The organism is Pontibacter pamirensis, assembly GCF_010015475.1.
GTDB classification, from domain to species: Bacteria; Bacteroidota; Bacteroidia; order Cytophagales; family Hymenobacteraceae; genus Pontibacter; species Pontibacter pamirensis.
Window position 1 is genome coordinate 91,156 of record NZ_SSNI01000009.1, and the last position, 15,670, is coordinate 106,825.

Here is a 15,670-nt window from a genome sequence, read left to right on the forward strand (position 1 = left end):
ATAAAGCAGCCATCTTAACTGGGATGGCTGCTTTTTTTTTCTGTCAGGTTTTTCTGGTTGGCCTGTTATAAGAAAAATGATGAAGCTTTATAAACAAAAAGGAGAGACTCAAACTTATTAGATAATGTATTAGCTTGTTTTTTAAAGTGTTTAAAATCAGGTGTTTATATGTGTAATTAAGCCTCTTAGAAATAGTAGTGAATTTGGAGCAACATTTTGATAGTAAGACCAAAAGTAGGAAGTTGTTGAAAGTTTAATAGTGAAGAAGTACTCTTTTTAACAGAACAACAATATAAAGAAGCCAACGTAGCATAGTGACAATACTTCAATAGATGCTGCCACAGCCTCTACTTAGCGAACAAAAAACAAATCACCACAATGGCCTTAAACAAATATAGCCGCATTTATACACAAGACGACAGCTTACCTGCATCGCAGGCCATGCTCATAGGCTCTGGATTATCAGAAGAGGATCTGCAAAAACCTTTTGTGGGCATCTGCTCCACGGGTTTCGAAGGCAACACCTGCAACATGCACCTCGACGGTCTGGCAGATGAAGTAAAGAAGGGAGTAAATCAGCTGGGAATGGTAGGTTTGCGCTTCAACACCATCGGGGTGAGCGACGGCATCACCAACGGTACCGAGGGTATGCGCTACTCACTGGTATCGCGAGAAGTGATTGCTGACTCCATTGAGACGATATCGGGTGCACATAATTATGATGCGCTGGCTTGTGTGGTAGGTTGTGACAAAAACATGCCCGGTTCGCTTATCGCAATGGCCCGCCTGAACAGACCATCGCTGATGGTGTATGGCGGCACGATTAAATCAGGTAATTTCAAAGGGGAGAAGCTGAACATCGTTTCTTGTTTTGAAGCATACGGTCAGAAACTGAACAATAATATTTCAGAGGAAGATTACAGGGGCATTATCCGCAACGCCTGTCCGGGGCCGGGTGCCTGTGGTGGTATGTACACCGCCAACACCATGGCCTCTGCGGCAGAAGCGCTGGGGATGTCTATTCCTTATACCTCCTCCTCTCCGGCTGTAAGCCAGCAGAAAAGAGACGAATGCCTTCAAACGGGCCATTACCTGCTGAACCTGCTGGAAAAAGACATCAAGCCGCGCGACATACTGGTGCGGGAGGCATTCGAAAACGCCATGGTCGTGATTACGGTGCTTGGCGGATCTACCAACGCGGTGATTCACCTGATTGCCATCGCCTCTGCGGCAGGCGTGAAGCTGACGCTGGAAGATTTCCAGGCGGTCAGTAACCGCGTGCCGGTGCTGGGCGACATGAAGCCAAGCGGAAAGTACCTGATGGAAGACCTTTGCTCTTTGGGCGGTGTGCCGGCAGTGATGAAAACACTGCTGAATGAGGGACTCATCAACGGAGACCTGCTGACGGTGACAGGCAAAACGGTGGCAGAGAACCTGGCCGATGTGAAGCCGCTGGGCGAAGAGCAGGACCTGCTGCGCCCACTGTCTAACCCTATCAAAGCAGATGGCCACATACAGATACTTTACGGCAACCTGGCTACCAAGGGGGGCGTGGCGAAGATTACAGGTAAAGAAGGATTAAAATTTGAAGGCCCGGCTGTTGTCTTCGATTCAGAAGAAGAACTGAACGAAGGGCTGAAAGTAAATAAAGTGAAAGCAGGCGATGTTGTGGTTATTCGCTATGTCGGCCCGAAAGGCGGGCCGGGTATGCCGGAAATGCTGAAACCAACTTCCGCCATTATGGGTGCCGGTTTAGGCGATAAAGTAGCCTTGATTACAGACGGGCGCTTCTCTGGCGGAACGCACGGCTTTGTGATAGGGCACGTTTGTCCGGAAGCATTTGACGGCGGTAACATTGCTTTCATAGAAGAGGGTGACATTATTACGCTGGATGTTGCGACCAATAGCGTTCACCTGCAGGTAGACGATGCCCTGCTGGCACTGCGCCGCGACAAATGGGTAGCGCCGGAAGCTAAAGTGAAGAGAGGAGTGCTCCAGAAGTATATCAGAACGGTGAGCGATGCAAGTAACGGATGTATAACAGATTTAGAAGAGGAATATGCTAACGCAAGAGAAACTAGTGCCAGAACTGCTGGCAGATAAGAAGACAATAACAGGAAGTGAAGCACTTATAATTTCTCTGCTGAATGAGGGGGTGGACACTATTTTCGGGTATCCCGGCGGCGCCATCATGCCTGTGTATGATGCTTTGTATGACTACATGGATAGGTTTAACCATGTGTTGGTCCGGCACGAGCAGGGTGGCATACATGCAGGGCAAGGCTATGCCCGTGCATCAGGAAAAGTGGGTGTTGTATTTGCCACAAGCGGACCCGGAGCCACAAACCTTATTACAGGGCTTGCCGATGCCCAGATTGACAGCACCCCCCTGGTTTGCATTACGGGGCAGGTGTATGCGCAACTTTTAGGAACTGATGCTTTTCAGGAGGCGGATGTGGTGAGTATCTCAGCGCCAGTTACTAAATGGAATTATCAGATTACGGATGCTTGCGAAATACCCGGTGTGCTTGCCAAAGCTTTTTACTTAGCTAAAAGCGGTCGCCCCGGCCCAGTCCTCATCGACATCACCAAAAATGCGCAGCTACAGCCATTTGATTGTGTTGCTTATAAACCTTGCAGCCATGTCCGTAGCTACCGGCCGAAGCCAATTATCCGAAAGGAGTATGTGGCACAGGCAGCCGAGCTGATAAATCAGGCAAAGAAACCGTTTGTGCTGTGGGGGCAGGGGGTTATTCTGGGGTCTGCGGAACAGGAGTTCAAGGCTTTTATTGAAAAGAGCGGTATACCTGCCGCCTGGACAATTTTAGGAGCCGGTGCCATACCAAGCGACCACCCTCAGAATGTTGGCATGCTGGGCATGCACGGCAACTACGGACCCAATGTGCTGACAAATGAATGTGATGTGCTTATTGCCATTGGAATGCGTTTCGATGACAGGGTGACCGGGCGACTGGATAAATATGCGAAGCAGGCGAAAGTGATTCACTTGGATATTGATCCCTCAGAAATCGATAAGAATGTGAAAACAACGGTTCCGGTTTGGGGAGACTGTAAAGAGACTTTACCATTGCTAACTGCGCTTGTCGAGGAGAAAAGTCATACAGAATGGCTCCAGAAATTTAATACTTACCATCAAAAAGAAGTAGAAGAGGTGATGCAGGATGAACTGCACCCTACTTCCGGCGAGATAACGATGGGGGAGGTGATGCAGCAGCTTAATGAACTGACAAACGGTGATGCCATAATCGTGAGTGACGTGGGGCAGAACCAGATGGTGGCCTGCCGGTATGCGAAGCTGAACCACACCCGTAGCAACATCACCAGCGGCGGTTTGGGCACCATGGGCTTTGCCCTGCCTGCGGCCATTGGAGCCAAACTTGGGGCACCAGACAGAACAGTGATTGCTTTTGCCGGTGATGGCGGTATCCAAATGACCATCCAGGAACTGGGGACGATCATGCAGAGCGATATCGATGTTAAAATAGTCATCGTTAACAACCAGTTTCTGGGAATGGTGCGGCAGTGGCAGCAGCTTTTCCATGAAAAGCGCTATTCTTTTGTAGATATCACCAGTCCTGATTATGTAAAAGTAGCGGATGGGTATGGCATACCAGGAAAGAAAGTATCTGAGCGAGAAAACCTGAGAAATTCCTTGCAGGAAATGCTTCAGCACAAAGGAGCTTATCTTTTGGAGGTAATGGTAACAAAAGAAAACAATGTTTTCCCGATGGTGCCACAGGGCTGCAGTGTAAGCGAAATAAGGCTGAAGTAAAAGCGAATAAACACGATGAGCAATCAAGATCATATGGAGAAGCAGGAGTTCAATTTCACGGTGTACACAGAAAACCATGTGGGGCTGCTTAACCGGATAGCGACCATTTTCTCCAGAAGGAAAATGAACGTTGAAAGCCTGAACACATCTCCCTCAGAAATTGAGGGGATACACCGCTTCAATATTGTTATTATTGAAACAGAGGAGGTGGTTCATAAACTGGCTAAGCAGATAGAAAAGCAGGTAGAGGTTCTAAAAGTCTATTACCATACCAACAAAGATGTTATATGGCAGGAGATGGCCCTATATAAAGTTCCGACTGACATTATAGCAGAAAAGGCGCTGGTAGAGCGGCTGCTACGGGAAAACGGAGCTCGTGCCGTGGTGATAAGAAAAGATTATACTGTTTTCGAAACAACCGGCCACCGCGAAGAAACAGACAATCTTCTAAAAGTGCTGCAGTCATTCGAGTTGATAGAATTCGTGCGTAGCGCCAGAATCGCCATCATAAAAGACAGCGAAGGCTTCAACAGAAAGCTGCGGGAGTTTGAAAAAGCGGAACCGGGCAACGAGACAATAGAAAGCAGAGACCTGAATACCAGGAATAACGTTTTTAGTATGTAACGGCAGTGATAACCCGCTGCCAAAGCATATCATTTTATAGGAGATAAGGAAAGAGAGAAACGTTTCTCATTTCGCATCTCACTATCATTAAACAAAAGAAAAAATAATTTACAAATCATAAACCAGCTAAAACAAAATGGCAACTATCAATTTTGGAGGAGTAGACGAAACAGTAGTTACACGCGAGGAATTCCCGCTTGCTAAAGCACTTGAAGTGCTAAAAGATGAAGTTATTGCAGTGATTGGATACGGTGTACAAGGTCCCGGACAGGCACTGAATATGAAAGACAACGGGTTTAATGTAATTGTTGGTCAGCGCAAAGATTCTCCTTCATGGGACAAAGCTTTGGAAGACGGCTGGGTAGAGGGAAAAACGCTCTTCTCAATAGAAGAAGCCGCTGAGCGCGGTACCATTATTGCCAACCTGCTTTCAGATGCCGGCCAGATAGCTTTGTGGCCAACTATCAAAGAAAGACTTAAGCCGGGCAAGACACTGTATTTCTCTCACGGCTTCGGCATCACCTTTAAAGAGCAAACAAGCATCGTTCCACCAAAAGATGTAGATGTTATCCTGGTGGCCCCTAAAGGAAGCGGTACCAGCCTGCGCAGATTGTTCGTAAGCGGCGGCGGTTTAAATTCTTCTTTTGCAGTGTTCCAGGATGCTTCAGGCAAAGCCTATGAGAAAGCGGTAGCTATGGGCATCGGTGTAGGCTCCGGTTACCTTTTCGAGACAGATTTCAAAAAAGAAGTATACAGCGACTTGACAGGTGAGCGTGGTGTGCTGATGGGTGCCTTGGCAGGTATCATCGAGGCTCAGTACCAGGTGCTGCGCGAGCGCGGTCACTCGCCGTCTGAGGCATTCAACGAAACGGTTGAAGAACTGACGCAGAGCTTAGTGCCGCTGGTAGGTGAAAACGGCATGGACTGGATGTATGCTAACTGCTCCGTAACCGCTCAGCGTGGAGCCCTGGACTGGAAAGGCAAATTCAGAGAAGCTACGCTACCAGTATTGAACGATTTATATGATAGCGTGGAATCCGGGAAAGAAGCAGAGCGTACCATACAGCGTGGTTCAACTCCGGGTTACAGAAAAGAGCTTGAGGCAGAACTGAAAGAACTGCGCGAGTCAGAGTTATGGCAAACAGGAGCTACAGTAAGAAAGCTGCGCTCCCGATCAAAGTAAAGGCAAATGGATAAAGATATAGTCGCTTTAGACACTGTTGTTTCATTAGAGAAGGTAGAGAAGGCAGCGAAAAACCTGAAAGGCGTTATCAACAAAACTCCTTTGCTGCAGAACCATTGGTTGTCGCAGTTATACGATGCCCATGTATATCTGAAGCGGGAGGATTTGCAGGTGGTGCGCTCTTACAAAATCAGGGGTGCTTACAACAAGATGAGTAGCCTGCCACAGCAGGAGGGGCGGGAGATTGTCTGCTCCAGCGCCGGAAACCATGCACAGGGCGTGGCCTACGCGTGCCAGCTACTCGGGTTAAAGGGCTATATCTTTATGCCAGCCAAAACACCTGCTCAAAAGGTGAGCAAAGTGCGCGGGTTCGGAAAAGAAATGGTTGAAGTAGTGCTGACAGGCGACACCTACGACGACACGTTTAAGGCCGCCAAGGAATTCTCTGATAGCCGGGGCAGCACCTTTGTGCCTCCCTTCGACGATATTGCCGTGGTGGAAGGCCAGGCAACCGTAGGGCTGGAGATACTGGAGGCAGCGAACTTTCAGATTGATTACCTGTTCATGCCGATTGGGGGCGGAGGACTGGCCGCCGGAGTATCCAGTGTTTTTAAGCAAATCAGCCCGAAAACAAAGCTGATAGGTGTGCAGCCGCAGGGGGCACCGTCTATGTACAATTCCCTGAAGGCGCAGAAGCGCCTGGCGCTGGATAACATTGATTCTTTTGTGGATGGCGCTGCCGTGAAATCTCCGGGAGAGTTAACCTTCGGGATTTGCAGGGAACTGCTGGATGACGTGGTGCTGGTGCCGGAAGGGCAGATATGCGTGGACATCCTGAAGATGTACAATGAAGAAGGTGTGGTGCTGGAACCTGCTGGTACACTGTCAGTTTCTGTGCTGAAGTATTATGCTGATAAAATAAAAGGTAAGAATGTCGTCTGCGTTATCAGCGGCAGTAACAACGACATTACCCGCATGGAGGACATCAAGGAGCGGGCGATGCAGCACCAGGGGTTGAAGCATTATTTTATGATAACATTTAGCCAAACGCCCGGAGCGCTGCGGATTTTCATGAACAGAGTGCTTGGTCCGGACGATGACATCATTCACTTCCAGTATATCAAGAAAAACAACAAAGAGAAAGGCCCTGTGTTTATAGGTATAGAAGTGAAACAATCGCAGGACGTGCAGAATATTAAAGCGCGGATGACGGAAGAGGGCTTTGCCTACGAATACCTGAATGGTAAGCAGGATTTCCTCAACATGTTCTTATGACTTTTTAAGTTAGTATGTTTGTTAGTTATTCAAAAAAGCCGCTCATTCTATAATGAAGCGGTTTTTTGATTTAAGCCTGCTCTGCTTCTCCTGATGGTGCAGATGAACCCATAAATCAATTGCAGTGTGAAAGGAGGTTGTATTTGCACCATTATACCGCTTTCCCACAGTTCATTGTAAACAAAATATACTGACTCTCTTCTAGCTCGTGTTTATTCGGCGCTTGGTAAAAAAAATCTTACATCAACTAAAAATATCTGAAGAAAACGACTATTTAGCTTATTAGTAAAATTTATTATACGTATAATTATAGTGAGTAACTGTGTCTGTTCCATTGAACTAAAGCAAACACACCTACATAAAATTATAATCCTCTTTAAGTGTAGAGGGTGATTTTTTAAAGTGTTACAAGCTAAAGCGCCCTGTTTAGCTTCTTCTTCGGGATGGGTTCCGGTTAAAATCCATAGTGCTGCATCAACGTGTATAACTGCACTGGTGTAGTTTTGCAGAGCAGGTATGTCACTGTTTTGAGCAGATGTCATGAAAACCCTTCACCCTCTCTTTATACTCGTTAGCCTTTTACTGCTGTCCTGCTTAAATCTGTCTTCGGCACAGCAGGTAGCCTTCAAGCGGGTTGCTCCTTTGGAGGGCCTAAGCTATGGCGGTTTTGTTACAGGTATGACACAAGACCAGCAGGGCTACATGTGGTTTTCAAAGCAAACAGGTTTGTTCCGCTACAATGGCTATCAGTGGGTAGTCTATAAAAATGATGTAAACGACCCTGGATCACTGGCTGCTAACTGGACAGAATGCGTTCATGCCGACAAAGAGGGTTCTATCTGGATTGGCACCTTCGGACATGGGCTTGACAGGTTGAACCCTGCTACAGGAAAATTTACGCACTTTACTCATAATCCCAGCGATAAGAAAAGCCTTAGCAGCGATACCGTTACCGTTATTCTAGAGGACCATGAAGGGGTGCTGTGGATTGGTACTCACAACGGGCTTAACCGTTATCACCCGGCTACAGGCACCTTCACACACTACATGCAAGATAAAGATGACCCTTACAGCCTAAGTAACAACCAGGTGCGGGCTCTTTATGAAGACCGGCAGGGCACACTCTGGGTTGGTACCGGAAGCCCTTTCCCTGGAGAGACACCGAAAGGTGAAGGCGGGCTCAACCGCTTCAACCGTACTACAGGCAAGTTTCAGCGTTACATGCACGACCCCGAAAATCCCAATACCTTGATTGACAACAAGGTGCGGGCTATACTTGAGGATAGCGAGGGTGTTTTCTGGGTAGGTACTTATGGCGATGGCCTGCATACCATGAACCGTGAAGAAGGTACATTTGAGCGGCACCTGTATGATCCGGAGCAGCCTGAAAAACTCAGCCGGCCATATCTGAAAAGTGGTAAAACGGAAGACGGTATCACTTTTATACACGAAGATGCGGCAGGAACTATCTGGATTGGGTCGTATAGAGGAGGCCTTAACCGGTATAATCCGGAAACAAAAAAAGTAAAGCATTTTGAGTACAGCAAGAATGTGCCTCATAACTTAGAGGACAACGGTACCTGGTACGCCTATACCTCCCGGGAAGGGGTGCTTTGGATCAGCACCTGGGGTGGAGACATTTACCGTGTAAACCCTTTTCAGAAAGTGATTCCATATGTGGAGATGGGAACATCTGTATCCGCATTCTACGAGGATTCTTCTGGAATATTATGGCTAGGTACAGAAAAGGGTATCTTCCGTAAGCAGCCGCACAGTAACAGCATGGAGCATTTCGCTCACGATGCTAAAAACCCGAACAGCCTGAGCGATAATAATGTATTTGATATAAAAGAGGATCGGCAGGGTGTACTATGGATAGGCACTGAGGAGGGCGGCCTAAACCGCTTTAACCGCAGTACAGAAACTTTCACCGCATACAGGCATGACCCAGGGCAAAGCGGCAGCATAAGCAGCAATACTGTGATTGCTATTCTGGAGGATAAAAAAGGGGCACTGTGGATAGGAACCACCGATGGCCTTGACCGTTTCGACGCTCAGAATTCTACTTTCAAACATTACTTAACCAGTGACAGCTTCACTAACAAAGGTGTACAGGAAAGTATGATTAACTGCCTGTCCGAGGACAGCAAAGGCAATCTATGGATAGGTATATACCACGGTGGAGAGGGGCTTTATTATTTAAACCAAACAACAAACAAGTTTACACGCTATCTGGAAGGGGAAGACATAAACAACGTTTATGAAGATGCAGCAGGAGTGGTGTGGGCAGGAACTGATAACGGGCTCTTCCGCCTGCATCCCGGTTCAGGTAGCTTTGAGCCTTTTTTAGATCCTTTTACATCAAAGGGAGTTTCCACCGTGATACATATTTCAGAAGACAAGCAGCAAAATCTTTGGATAAGTGCCTCGGCAGGTCTGATACGACTTAACCGGACCCGCGATGTGGTAGGAACGTATGGCTGGAACTACGGCATAAATCCAAGCGCCTTTACCTATGGAGGGCACAGAGGGCGGGGAGGAGAGATATTTATAGGTGACATGAATGGCTACTATAGCTTTCTTCCTGCCCAGATTGGCTTAAATAACAAAGCCCCCGAAATAATTTTCACAGATTTCCGTCTTTTTGATCAATCTGTGAAACCGGGCAAAGGCCAACCTTTTCAAGTGCCCCTATCAGAAGTAAAAGAGATTCAGCTGCCTTATAAAGAGAATGTTTTCTCTTTAAGCTTTGCGGGTATTCATTATATAAGTCCGGAAGCAAACCGCCATCTGTACAAGCTCCAGAATTACGATGATGTGTGGCGTATAGCCGGGCCTGACCGAACAGCATCTTATTTCAAAGTGCCGCCCGGCAAGTATGTTTTTTATCTAAAAGTGGCGAACAGTGATGGCGAGTGGTCTGAAAAAAACATTGCCATTCTTGTTAACCCTCCCTGGTGGAGCACCTGGTGGGCTATAGGTTTATATGTGCTAGCATTCGGAGGTATTATATGGGGTGCTATCGAGTACCGCTCAAGCAAATTGAAGTGCGAAAACAGGGTTTTAGAACAGAAGGTGCAGGCGCGAACAACTGAAGTGATGGCACAGAACGATGAAATCCTGGAGAAGAACAGGAAGATTAAGGCTCAGCACGATCGCATGGAGCAAACGCTTGAAGAGTTACAGTCTACGCAGTCGCAGCTGATCCAGTCAGAGAAGATGGCTTCGCTGGGTGAACTAACGGCAGGTATTGCCCATGAGATCCAGAACCCGTTGAACTTCGTGAACAATTTTTCTGAAGTAAGCGTGGAACTTTGCGCTGAACTTGGGCAGGAACTGGATTTGGGGCGGGTGGAAGTGGCGCAGTCGCTTATAGGCGACCTTGCCCGTAACCTGCATAAGATTCAGCAGCACGGCAGGCGTGCAGATTCGATTGTGAAAGGCATGCTGCAGCACTCCAGAGCAAATGCGGGCCATAAAGAGCCTACCGACCTTAATGCGCTTGCTGATGAGTACCTGCGCCTGTCATACCACGGGCTAAAGGGAAAAGATAAGGGCTTCAACGTGCGTCTGATCAAGGACTTTGATCCGGCAGTGGAGAAGGTAGAAGTAGTGCCGCAGGAGATAGGGCGGGTATTCCTGAACCTGTTCAACAACGCATTTTATGCTGTGCAGCAGCGGCAGGTGCAGGATATGCAGGGCTACGTCCCGGAGGTGCGTGTAAGCACACGCCAGTTGGAGGGCAGGGTAGAAGTGCGGGTACGCGACAATGGCACAGGCATAGCAGGAGACTTAAAAGATAAAATCTTTCAGCCTTTCTTTACCACAAAGCCCTCCGGGGAAGGAACAGGTCTTGGACTTTCGCTTAGCTACGAGATTATCACGAAAGGCCATGGCGGAAAGCTACAGGTGGATACAGAGAAGAACGAATACGCAGAGTTCATTATATCACTGCCGGTGAGAGACTTGGTTGCTGCAGAGGAAGCTACAGTATAAGGCGGGATGGCTTGCAGGATATTTTTGAATGCTTAAACAGTTAGCAAGTTGGGAAGAAAGGCGGGAATGAACAGTAATTAGAAGTAAAACATGATGGAATGGTTTCAACTCCGACCGCAGTCGATAGCAGCCCTTGCCGAGTTCACACTCTGCCTGACGTTGGCTATGTATCTGCTGAGCATCAAAGATAAATCGAAGGATGGCTTGTTGATCACAGGGATGTTTGTACTGCACACCTTATACAATGCTGTGTCATTTCTCCGTAATTCCGCTTTTGGCACAGATGCATATGCGCCTATCGTGTGGGTGCACAGTGTTATACTTGTTATTCTTGGACTCTACAATATGTTTTTTTGCTACACTTACCGGTATAATCCCTATCCGGGTGAGATGAGAGTGGCACTCGTAGTAAGTCTTGTGCTGATGTGTGGTGGCATGTACTTTCACCAAGTGGGATACCCTTGGACCTTCCCCGTGCAGCTTTTAATGGCTCTTTGGTTTGTCATTGTATTTATTAGGAAAGCCACGCTGTCCGCTCAGGCTCAATTGGAAATAGCAGGTGCTACCGGTTCTATCCATCAGGCCTCTGCTCCAGGTAAATGGAGCGCAATTTTAGAGGAACTTAAAGAACCCGCTACACGCGACACAAAAGCATACAGGGCGTTTACCCTTTGGTGCCTGCTACTTGTGGTAGCCTGGATCAATGCCAACCTTGGTATATTTCGCATCACCTCCACTTGGTGGGAACCACTTCATCATGCCATTTATCTGGTGCTGATTACAGGTATTGTCATCAACTATATGACATATGCCCAGGAGAAGACAACCTTTCTGGCAAAGTTGGTAGGCCTGTTTATGTGCCTCACCCTCGTTATATTAGGTATGCTAGGCTTCATGCTGTATGGAATAAACGATCCCGATGGCCCAGTTGATGCCCATACACAAGAGGCACTCAAGTATCTGGCTTACCTGATTCCAATTTCAACTGTTTTAATAGTGATTGTATTTCCTCCTTTTTTTCAAAAAAGTTTGCTGCGGCCTCTCAATTATGTGCTGGAAGGTGTGAAGAGGGTGAATACAGGTGAATTAAAGGTTGAGGTACCAGTAGAGGTGCAGGATGAAATAGGTACGCTGGCGCAGCAATTCAATAAGATGACAGATTCCCTGAGGCGCTATGCGGAGCAAATGGAGAGCCTGGTGGCACAGCGCACCGCAGAACTGGAGCGGAAGTCAGTGGAACTGGAGCAACAGAAAATGGAGTTGCAACACACCCTCGACAATTTAAGGGCCACACAGGCGCAACTCGTGCAGTCAGAAAAAATGGCCTCACTGGGGGAGTTAACGGCGGGTGTTGCGCATGAGATTCAGAACCCCCTGAATTTTATTAACAATTTCTCAGAAGTCAGTGCAGAACTGGTGGTAGAGTTGCGGGAGGGGCCTGTACAGCTACTGCAGGATGAGCCGAAGAGTGAAGCAACCAGCCTGCTTTCTGAACTAGCGCAGAACCTTTCCAAGATTTACGCCCATGGTCTGCGCGCTGACTCCATTGTGAAAGGCATGCTGCAGCATGCACGAAAGAGCCTCGGGCATAAAGAATTTACAGATATTAATGCTTTTGTGGAGGAGTACCTGCGCCTATCATATCACGGGCTACGTGCAAAGGACAAAACTTTCACGGCTACTGTCGTTACTGATTTCGATGAGGAGGTGGGCAAGGCAAAGATTATCCCTGAGGACTTGGGAAGGGTGCTGGTGAACCTGCTCAACAACGCCTACTACGCAGTGCAAACGAAGCAAAGGCTGGAGGGCAAAATCTATCAGCCGCAAATTGACGTTAGCACGCACCGCCTCCATGATGCTTTCGAGATAAGAGTAAAGGACAACGGTACAGGTATTTCAGAAGAAGCCGTTAAACGTATTTTTCAGCCTTTCTTTACTACAAAACCAACAGGACAGGGAACAGGCTTGGGATTGTCCCTGAGTTATGATATCGTGACGAAAGGGCATGGGGGTAAGCTGTACTTTGAGACAGTGGAAGGCCAGTATACAGAATTTATTATTCAGGTGCCGGTGATGAAGGTGGATAAAGGAATGCTGGTTACTTCCTGATAGGCAAGATCATTTATACAGGCTCAAAATACGGTAATAAATCATTTTCACTTAAACGGTAAAAAAAATGGCTATCAATATCAAAACCCCCGGTATTCACCACATTGCCTTGCGGTGCAAAGACATGAACAGGTCAAAGCAGTTCTACAAAGAGATTTTAGGTTTTGAGCTAGTACTTGACACGCCGGACCTCTTTGGCATCATGGTAGGCTCTAATTTTATCGGTTTCAGGCCGGCCAAAGTTGCGGATGACGGAGAAACAGTGTTTAATCCATTTCATATAGGCATGGACCACCTGGCAATGGCCTGTGAAAACGAAGAGGAACTGAGGCGGGTAGCGAAGGCGCTTGCCGATGCAGGCGTAGAAAACACCGGCGTGAAAAAGGATAGCCTTCTGAATAAAAACTACGTTGCGTTCAAAGATCCGGATCGAATACAATGGGAGCTTTACATGATCTGACACACATGCAGAAGATGGTGATGTCTTCCATTGCTCAAGCCACAATTAATAAAGTAGACTCCCTGAACAGCAAAGCCTGGAATCTTCGAGTGATCAACTCAAACCAAGCGCGCCTGTACAGCCAGGAGGCGCTGCAGCTCTCAGAAAGTCTCGACTACTCTAAGGGGAAAGCAGAAAGCCTCAGAACCCTGGGCTTTTGCTATCTAAGACTTTCAGAGCATGAGAAGGCCCTGCAGCACCTGGGAAAGGCGTTTCAGCTTTTCAAACTGCTGGATGACGTAAAAGGACAGTCTGATGTTTTAGAATACAGGGGAATAATAAGCCGTAGCCAGGGAGATTATGCTGTGTCTCTTGAACTCCTCTTTAAGGCGGCTGAGCTAAGGGAAAAGATTAATTACCAGGAAGGAAAATCCCTTACAAATTATCACCTAGGCATTACGTATAAATATCTAGGGAATTACAGTATAGCATTAGACTACCTGCTGCAATGCCTGAGTATATCCAAGAAAAACAAGTTCTGGATGGGTGAATCCTATAGTCTCAACAACATCGGGCTTATCTACTTCGAGAACAACGACTTTGCCAACGCGCTGGTTTGCTTTCAGAAAAGCTTAAGAATAAGAAAAGCCAACGGCGACCAATGGGGAGAAGCAGGTTGCCTGGATAATATAGGGCTTACCTTTTTTAGGCTCGGCAAATGCACAGAGGCGCTGGAATATTGTTTCAGAAGCTTGGAGATAACAAAATCAACAGGTGATAAGAAAGGGAACGGGAACTCTCTCTTTCACCTGGGAAGCATTTATTTCCAGCTTAAGAATTTTGACAAAGCTCACGGCTGTTGGGTTGAAAGTCAAAAAATAAGAATGGAAGTGCAGGATAAAAAAGGGCAGGCGGATATTCTGTACTGCCTGAGCGAACTTTACTGCAAGAGGGATTTTTCAGGCTACAGCGTTGAGCAGGCTCTATCTTATCTGGAAGAGGGAGTGCAGATTGGAGATGAAATCAAGGCAAAAGATACACTGGCTAGAATTCATGAAGGTTATTATAAAGCGTTAAAGCTGATAGGCAGGTTTGAGGAGGCGCTACATCATTTTGAGCAGCACATCGTTTTCGAAAAAGAAGTGCATAGCGAGGCAATGACGAAGAAGGTTGTAAACCTTGAGATTTCACACAAAATAGAACAATCCAAAAAAGAAACTGAGATATACCGGCTCCGCAACGTAGAACTGGCGAACCTGAACCAGAAGATAAAGGAACAGAAAAAGATAACTGAAGAAAAGCGAGATAACCTTAAAGTAGCGCTGAAAGAGCTTAGAGCAACACAGGCGCAACTTGTTCATTCGGAGAAAATGGCATCGCTGGGGGAACTGACGGCAGGCATCGCACATGAGATACAGAACCCCTTAAACTTTATCAACAACTTCGCTGAAGTAGGAGCGGAGCTGCTGGAGGAGCTGCGCCAGGGCCCTGTGCTGCAGTTGCAGGGAGAGCAAAGGAACGAAGCAAACCAGCTGCTCTCAGACCTGGAGCAGAGCCTGTCCAGGATCCACAGCCACGGCCGTCGTGCGGACTCTATCGTGAAAAGCATGCTGCAGCATTCAAGAAAGAATAGGGGAAAGATGGAGGCCACAGAACTCAATGCTTTTGTAAAGGAGCACCTGCGTCTTTCTTACCACGGACTGCTGGCAAAAGACAGCACCTTTACTGCCACGATTATCAGGAATTTTGATGACAAGGTGGGAAAAGTGGAGATAGTGCCGCAGGACCTGGGAAGGGTGCTGGTGAATCTTTTCAACAACGCCTTCTATGCTTTGCAGGCAAAGCAAAGGGAGCAGGAGCAGACTTACGAGCCCCGGATCACCGTCAGTACGCGCCGCCTTAATGATGCTATTGAAATCCGGGTGAGGGACAATGGCACGGGCATCCCGAAAAAAGCCGCTGCTCGGATCTTTCAGCCATTTTTTACTACTAAACCAAATGGTCATGGCACTGGCCTGGGTTTATCTATGAGCTATGATATTGTGACCAAGGGCCACGGTGGCAAGCTTTATTTTGAAACAGCGGAAGGTCAGTATACGGAGTTTATTGTTCAGGTGCCCGTGATGCATATGAAAGGTAAGGTAGAGGTTCCGGACTGACAAATAGCATCATCTTATAATTTACCAGGGCTATTTTCATCATTGCCACCTTAAAAAATATATTCCTGGCTATTACATTTTGAATCCTGATA

The 15,670-nt window shown here is 47.3% G+C and carries 9 protein-coding genes; all 9 read left to right on the forward strand.

The features are described from left to right. The first annotated feature begins 378 nt into the window (after positions 1–378). The 9 genes from ilvD (at position 379) to E1919_RS09945 (ending at position 15,578) form a co-directional block, all read left to right on the forward strand. Positions 379–2,103: a dihydroxy-acid dehydratase gene (gene ilvD / locus E1919_RS09905; RefSeq protein WP_162053208.1), complete on the forward strand. Its 1,725-nt coding sequence runs from the start codon at positions 379–381 to the stop codon at positions 2,101–2,103. Continuing rightward, positions 2,060–3,793 carry a biosynthetic-type acetolactate synthase large subunit gene (ilvB, locus tag E1919_RS09910; protein ID WP_162053209.1) on the forward strand — a complete coding sequence of 578 codons (1,734 nt, stop codon included), beginning with the start codon at positions 2,060–2,062 and terminating at the stop codon, positions 3,791–3,793. Before ilvD ends, ilvB begins: the two co-directional genes overlap by 44 nt. A 15-nt stretch (positions 3,794–3,808) precedes the next feature. Next, positions 3,809–4,417, forward strand: a complete 609-nt coding sequence (gene ilvN / locus E1919_RS09915; RefSeq protein ID WP_202915889.1) for an acetolactate synthase small subunit — start codon at positions 3,809–3,811, stop codon at positions 4,415–4,417. A gap of 136 nt (positions 4,418–4,553) precedes the next feature. After that, positions 4,554–5,600, forward strand: a complete 1,047-nt coding sequence (ilvC, locus tag E1919_RS09920; protein ID WP_162053210.1) for a ketol-acid reductoisomerase — start codon at positions 4,554–4,556, stop codon at positions 5,598–5,600. 6 nt (positions 5,601–5,606) lie between these two features. Then, the gene (ilvA, locus tag E1919_RS09925; protein WP_162053211.1) at positions 5,607–6,875 is read left to right on the forward strand and encodes a threonine ammonia-lyase IlvA; all 1,269 of its coding nucleotides are present in this window, start codon (positions 5,607–5,609) and stop codon (positions 6,873–6,875) included. A 540-nt stretch (positions 6,876–7,415) separates the two neighbouring features. Next, the gene (locus E1919_RS09930; RefSeq protein ID WP_162053212.1) at positions 7,416–10,871 is read left to right on the forward strand and encodes a two-component regulator propeller domain-containing protein; all 3,456 of its coding nucleotides are present in this window, start codon (positions 7,416–7,418) and stop codon (positions 10,869–10,871) included. 90 nt (positions 10,872–10,961) lie between these two features. Continuing rightward, positions 10,962–12,980 carry a sensor histidine kinase gene (locus E1919_RS09935; protein WP_162053213.1) on the forward strand — a complete coding sequence of 673 codons (2,019 nt, stop codon included), beginning with the start codon at positions 10,962–10,964 and terminating at the stop codon, positions 12,978–12,980. 67 nt (positions 12,981–13,047) lie between these two features. After that, positions 13,048–13,440, forward strand: a complete 393-nt coding sequence (locus tag E1919_RS09940; RefSeq protein WP_162053214.1) for a VOC family protein — start codon at positions 13,048–13,050, stop codon at positions 13,438–13,440. Beyond that, a complete protein-coding gene (locus E1919_RS09945; RefSeq protein WP_162053215.1) occupies positions 13,419–15,578 on the forward strand; it encodes a tetratricopeptide repeat protein in 2,160 nt (719 codons plus the stop codon). Before E1919_RS09940 ends, E1919_RS09945 begins: the two co-directional genes overlap by 22 nt. The last annotated feature ends 92 nt before the right edge of the window (positions 15,579–15,670 follow it).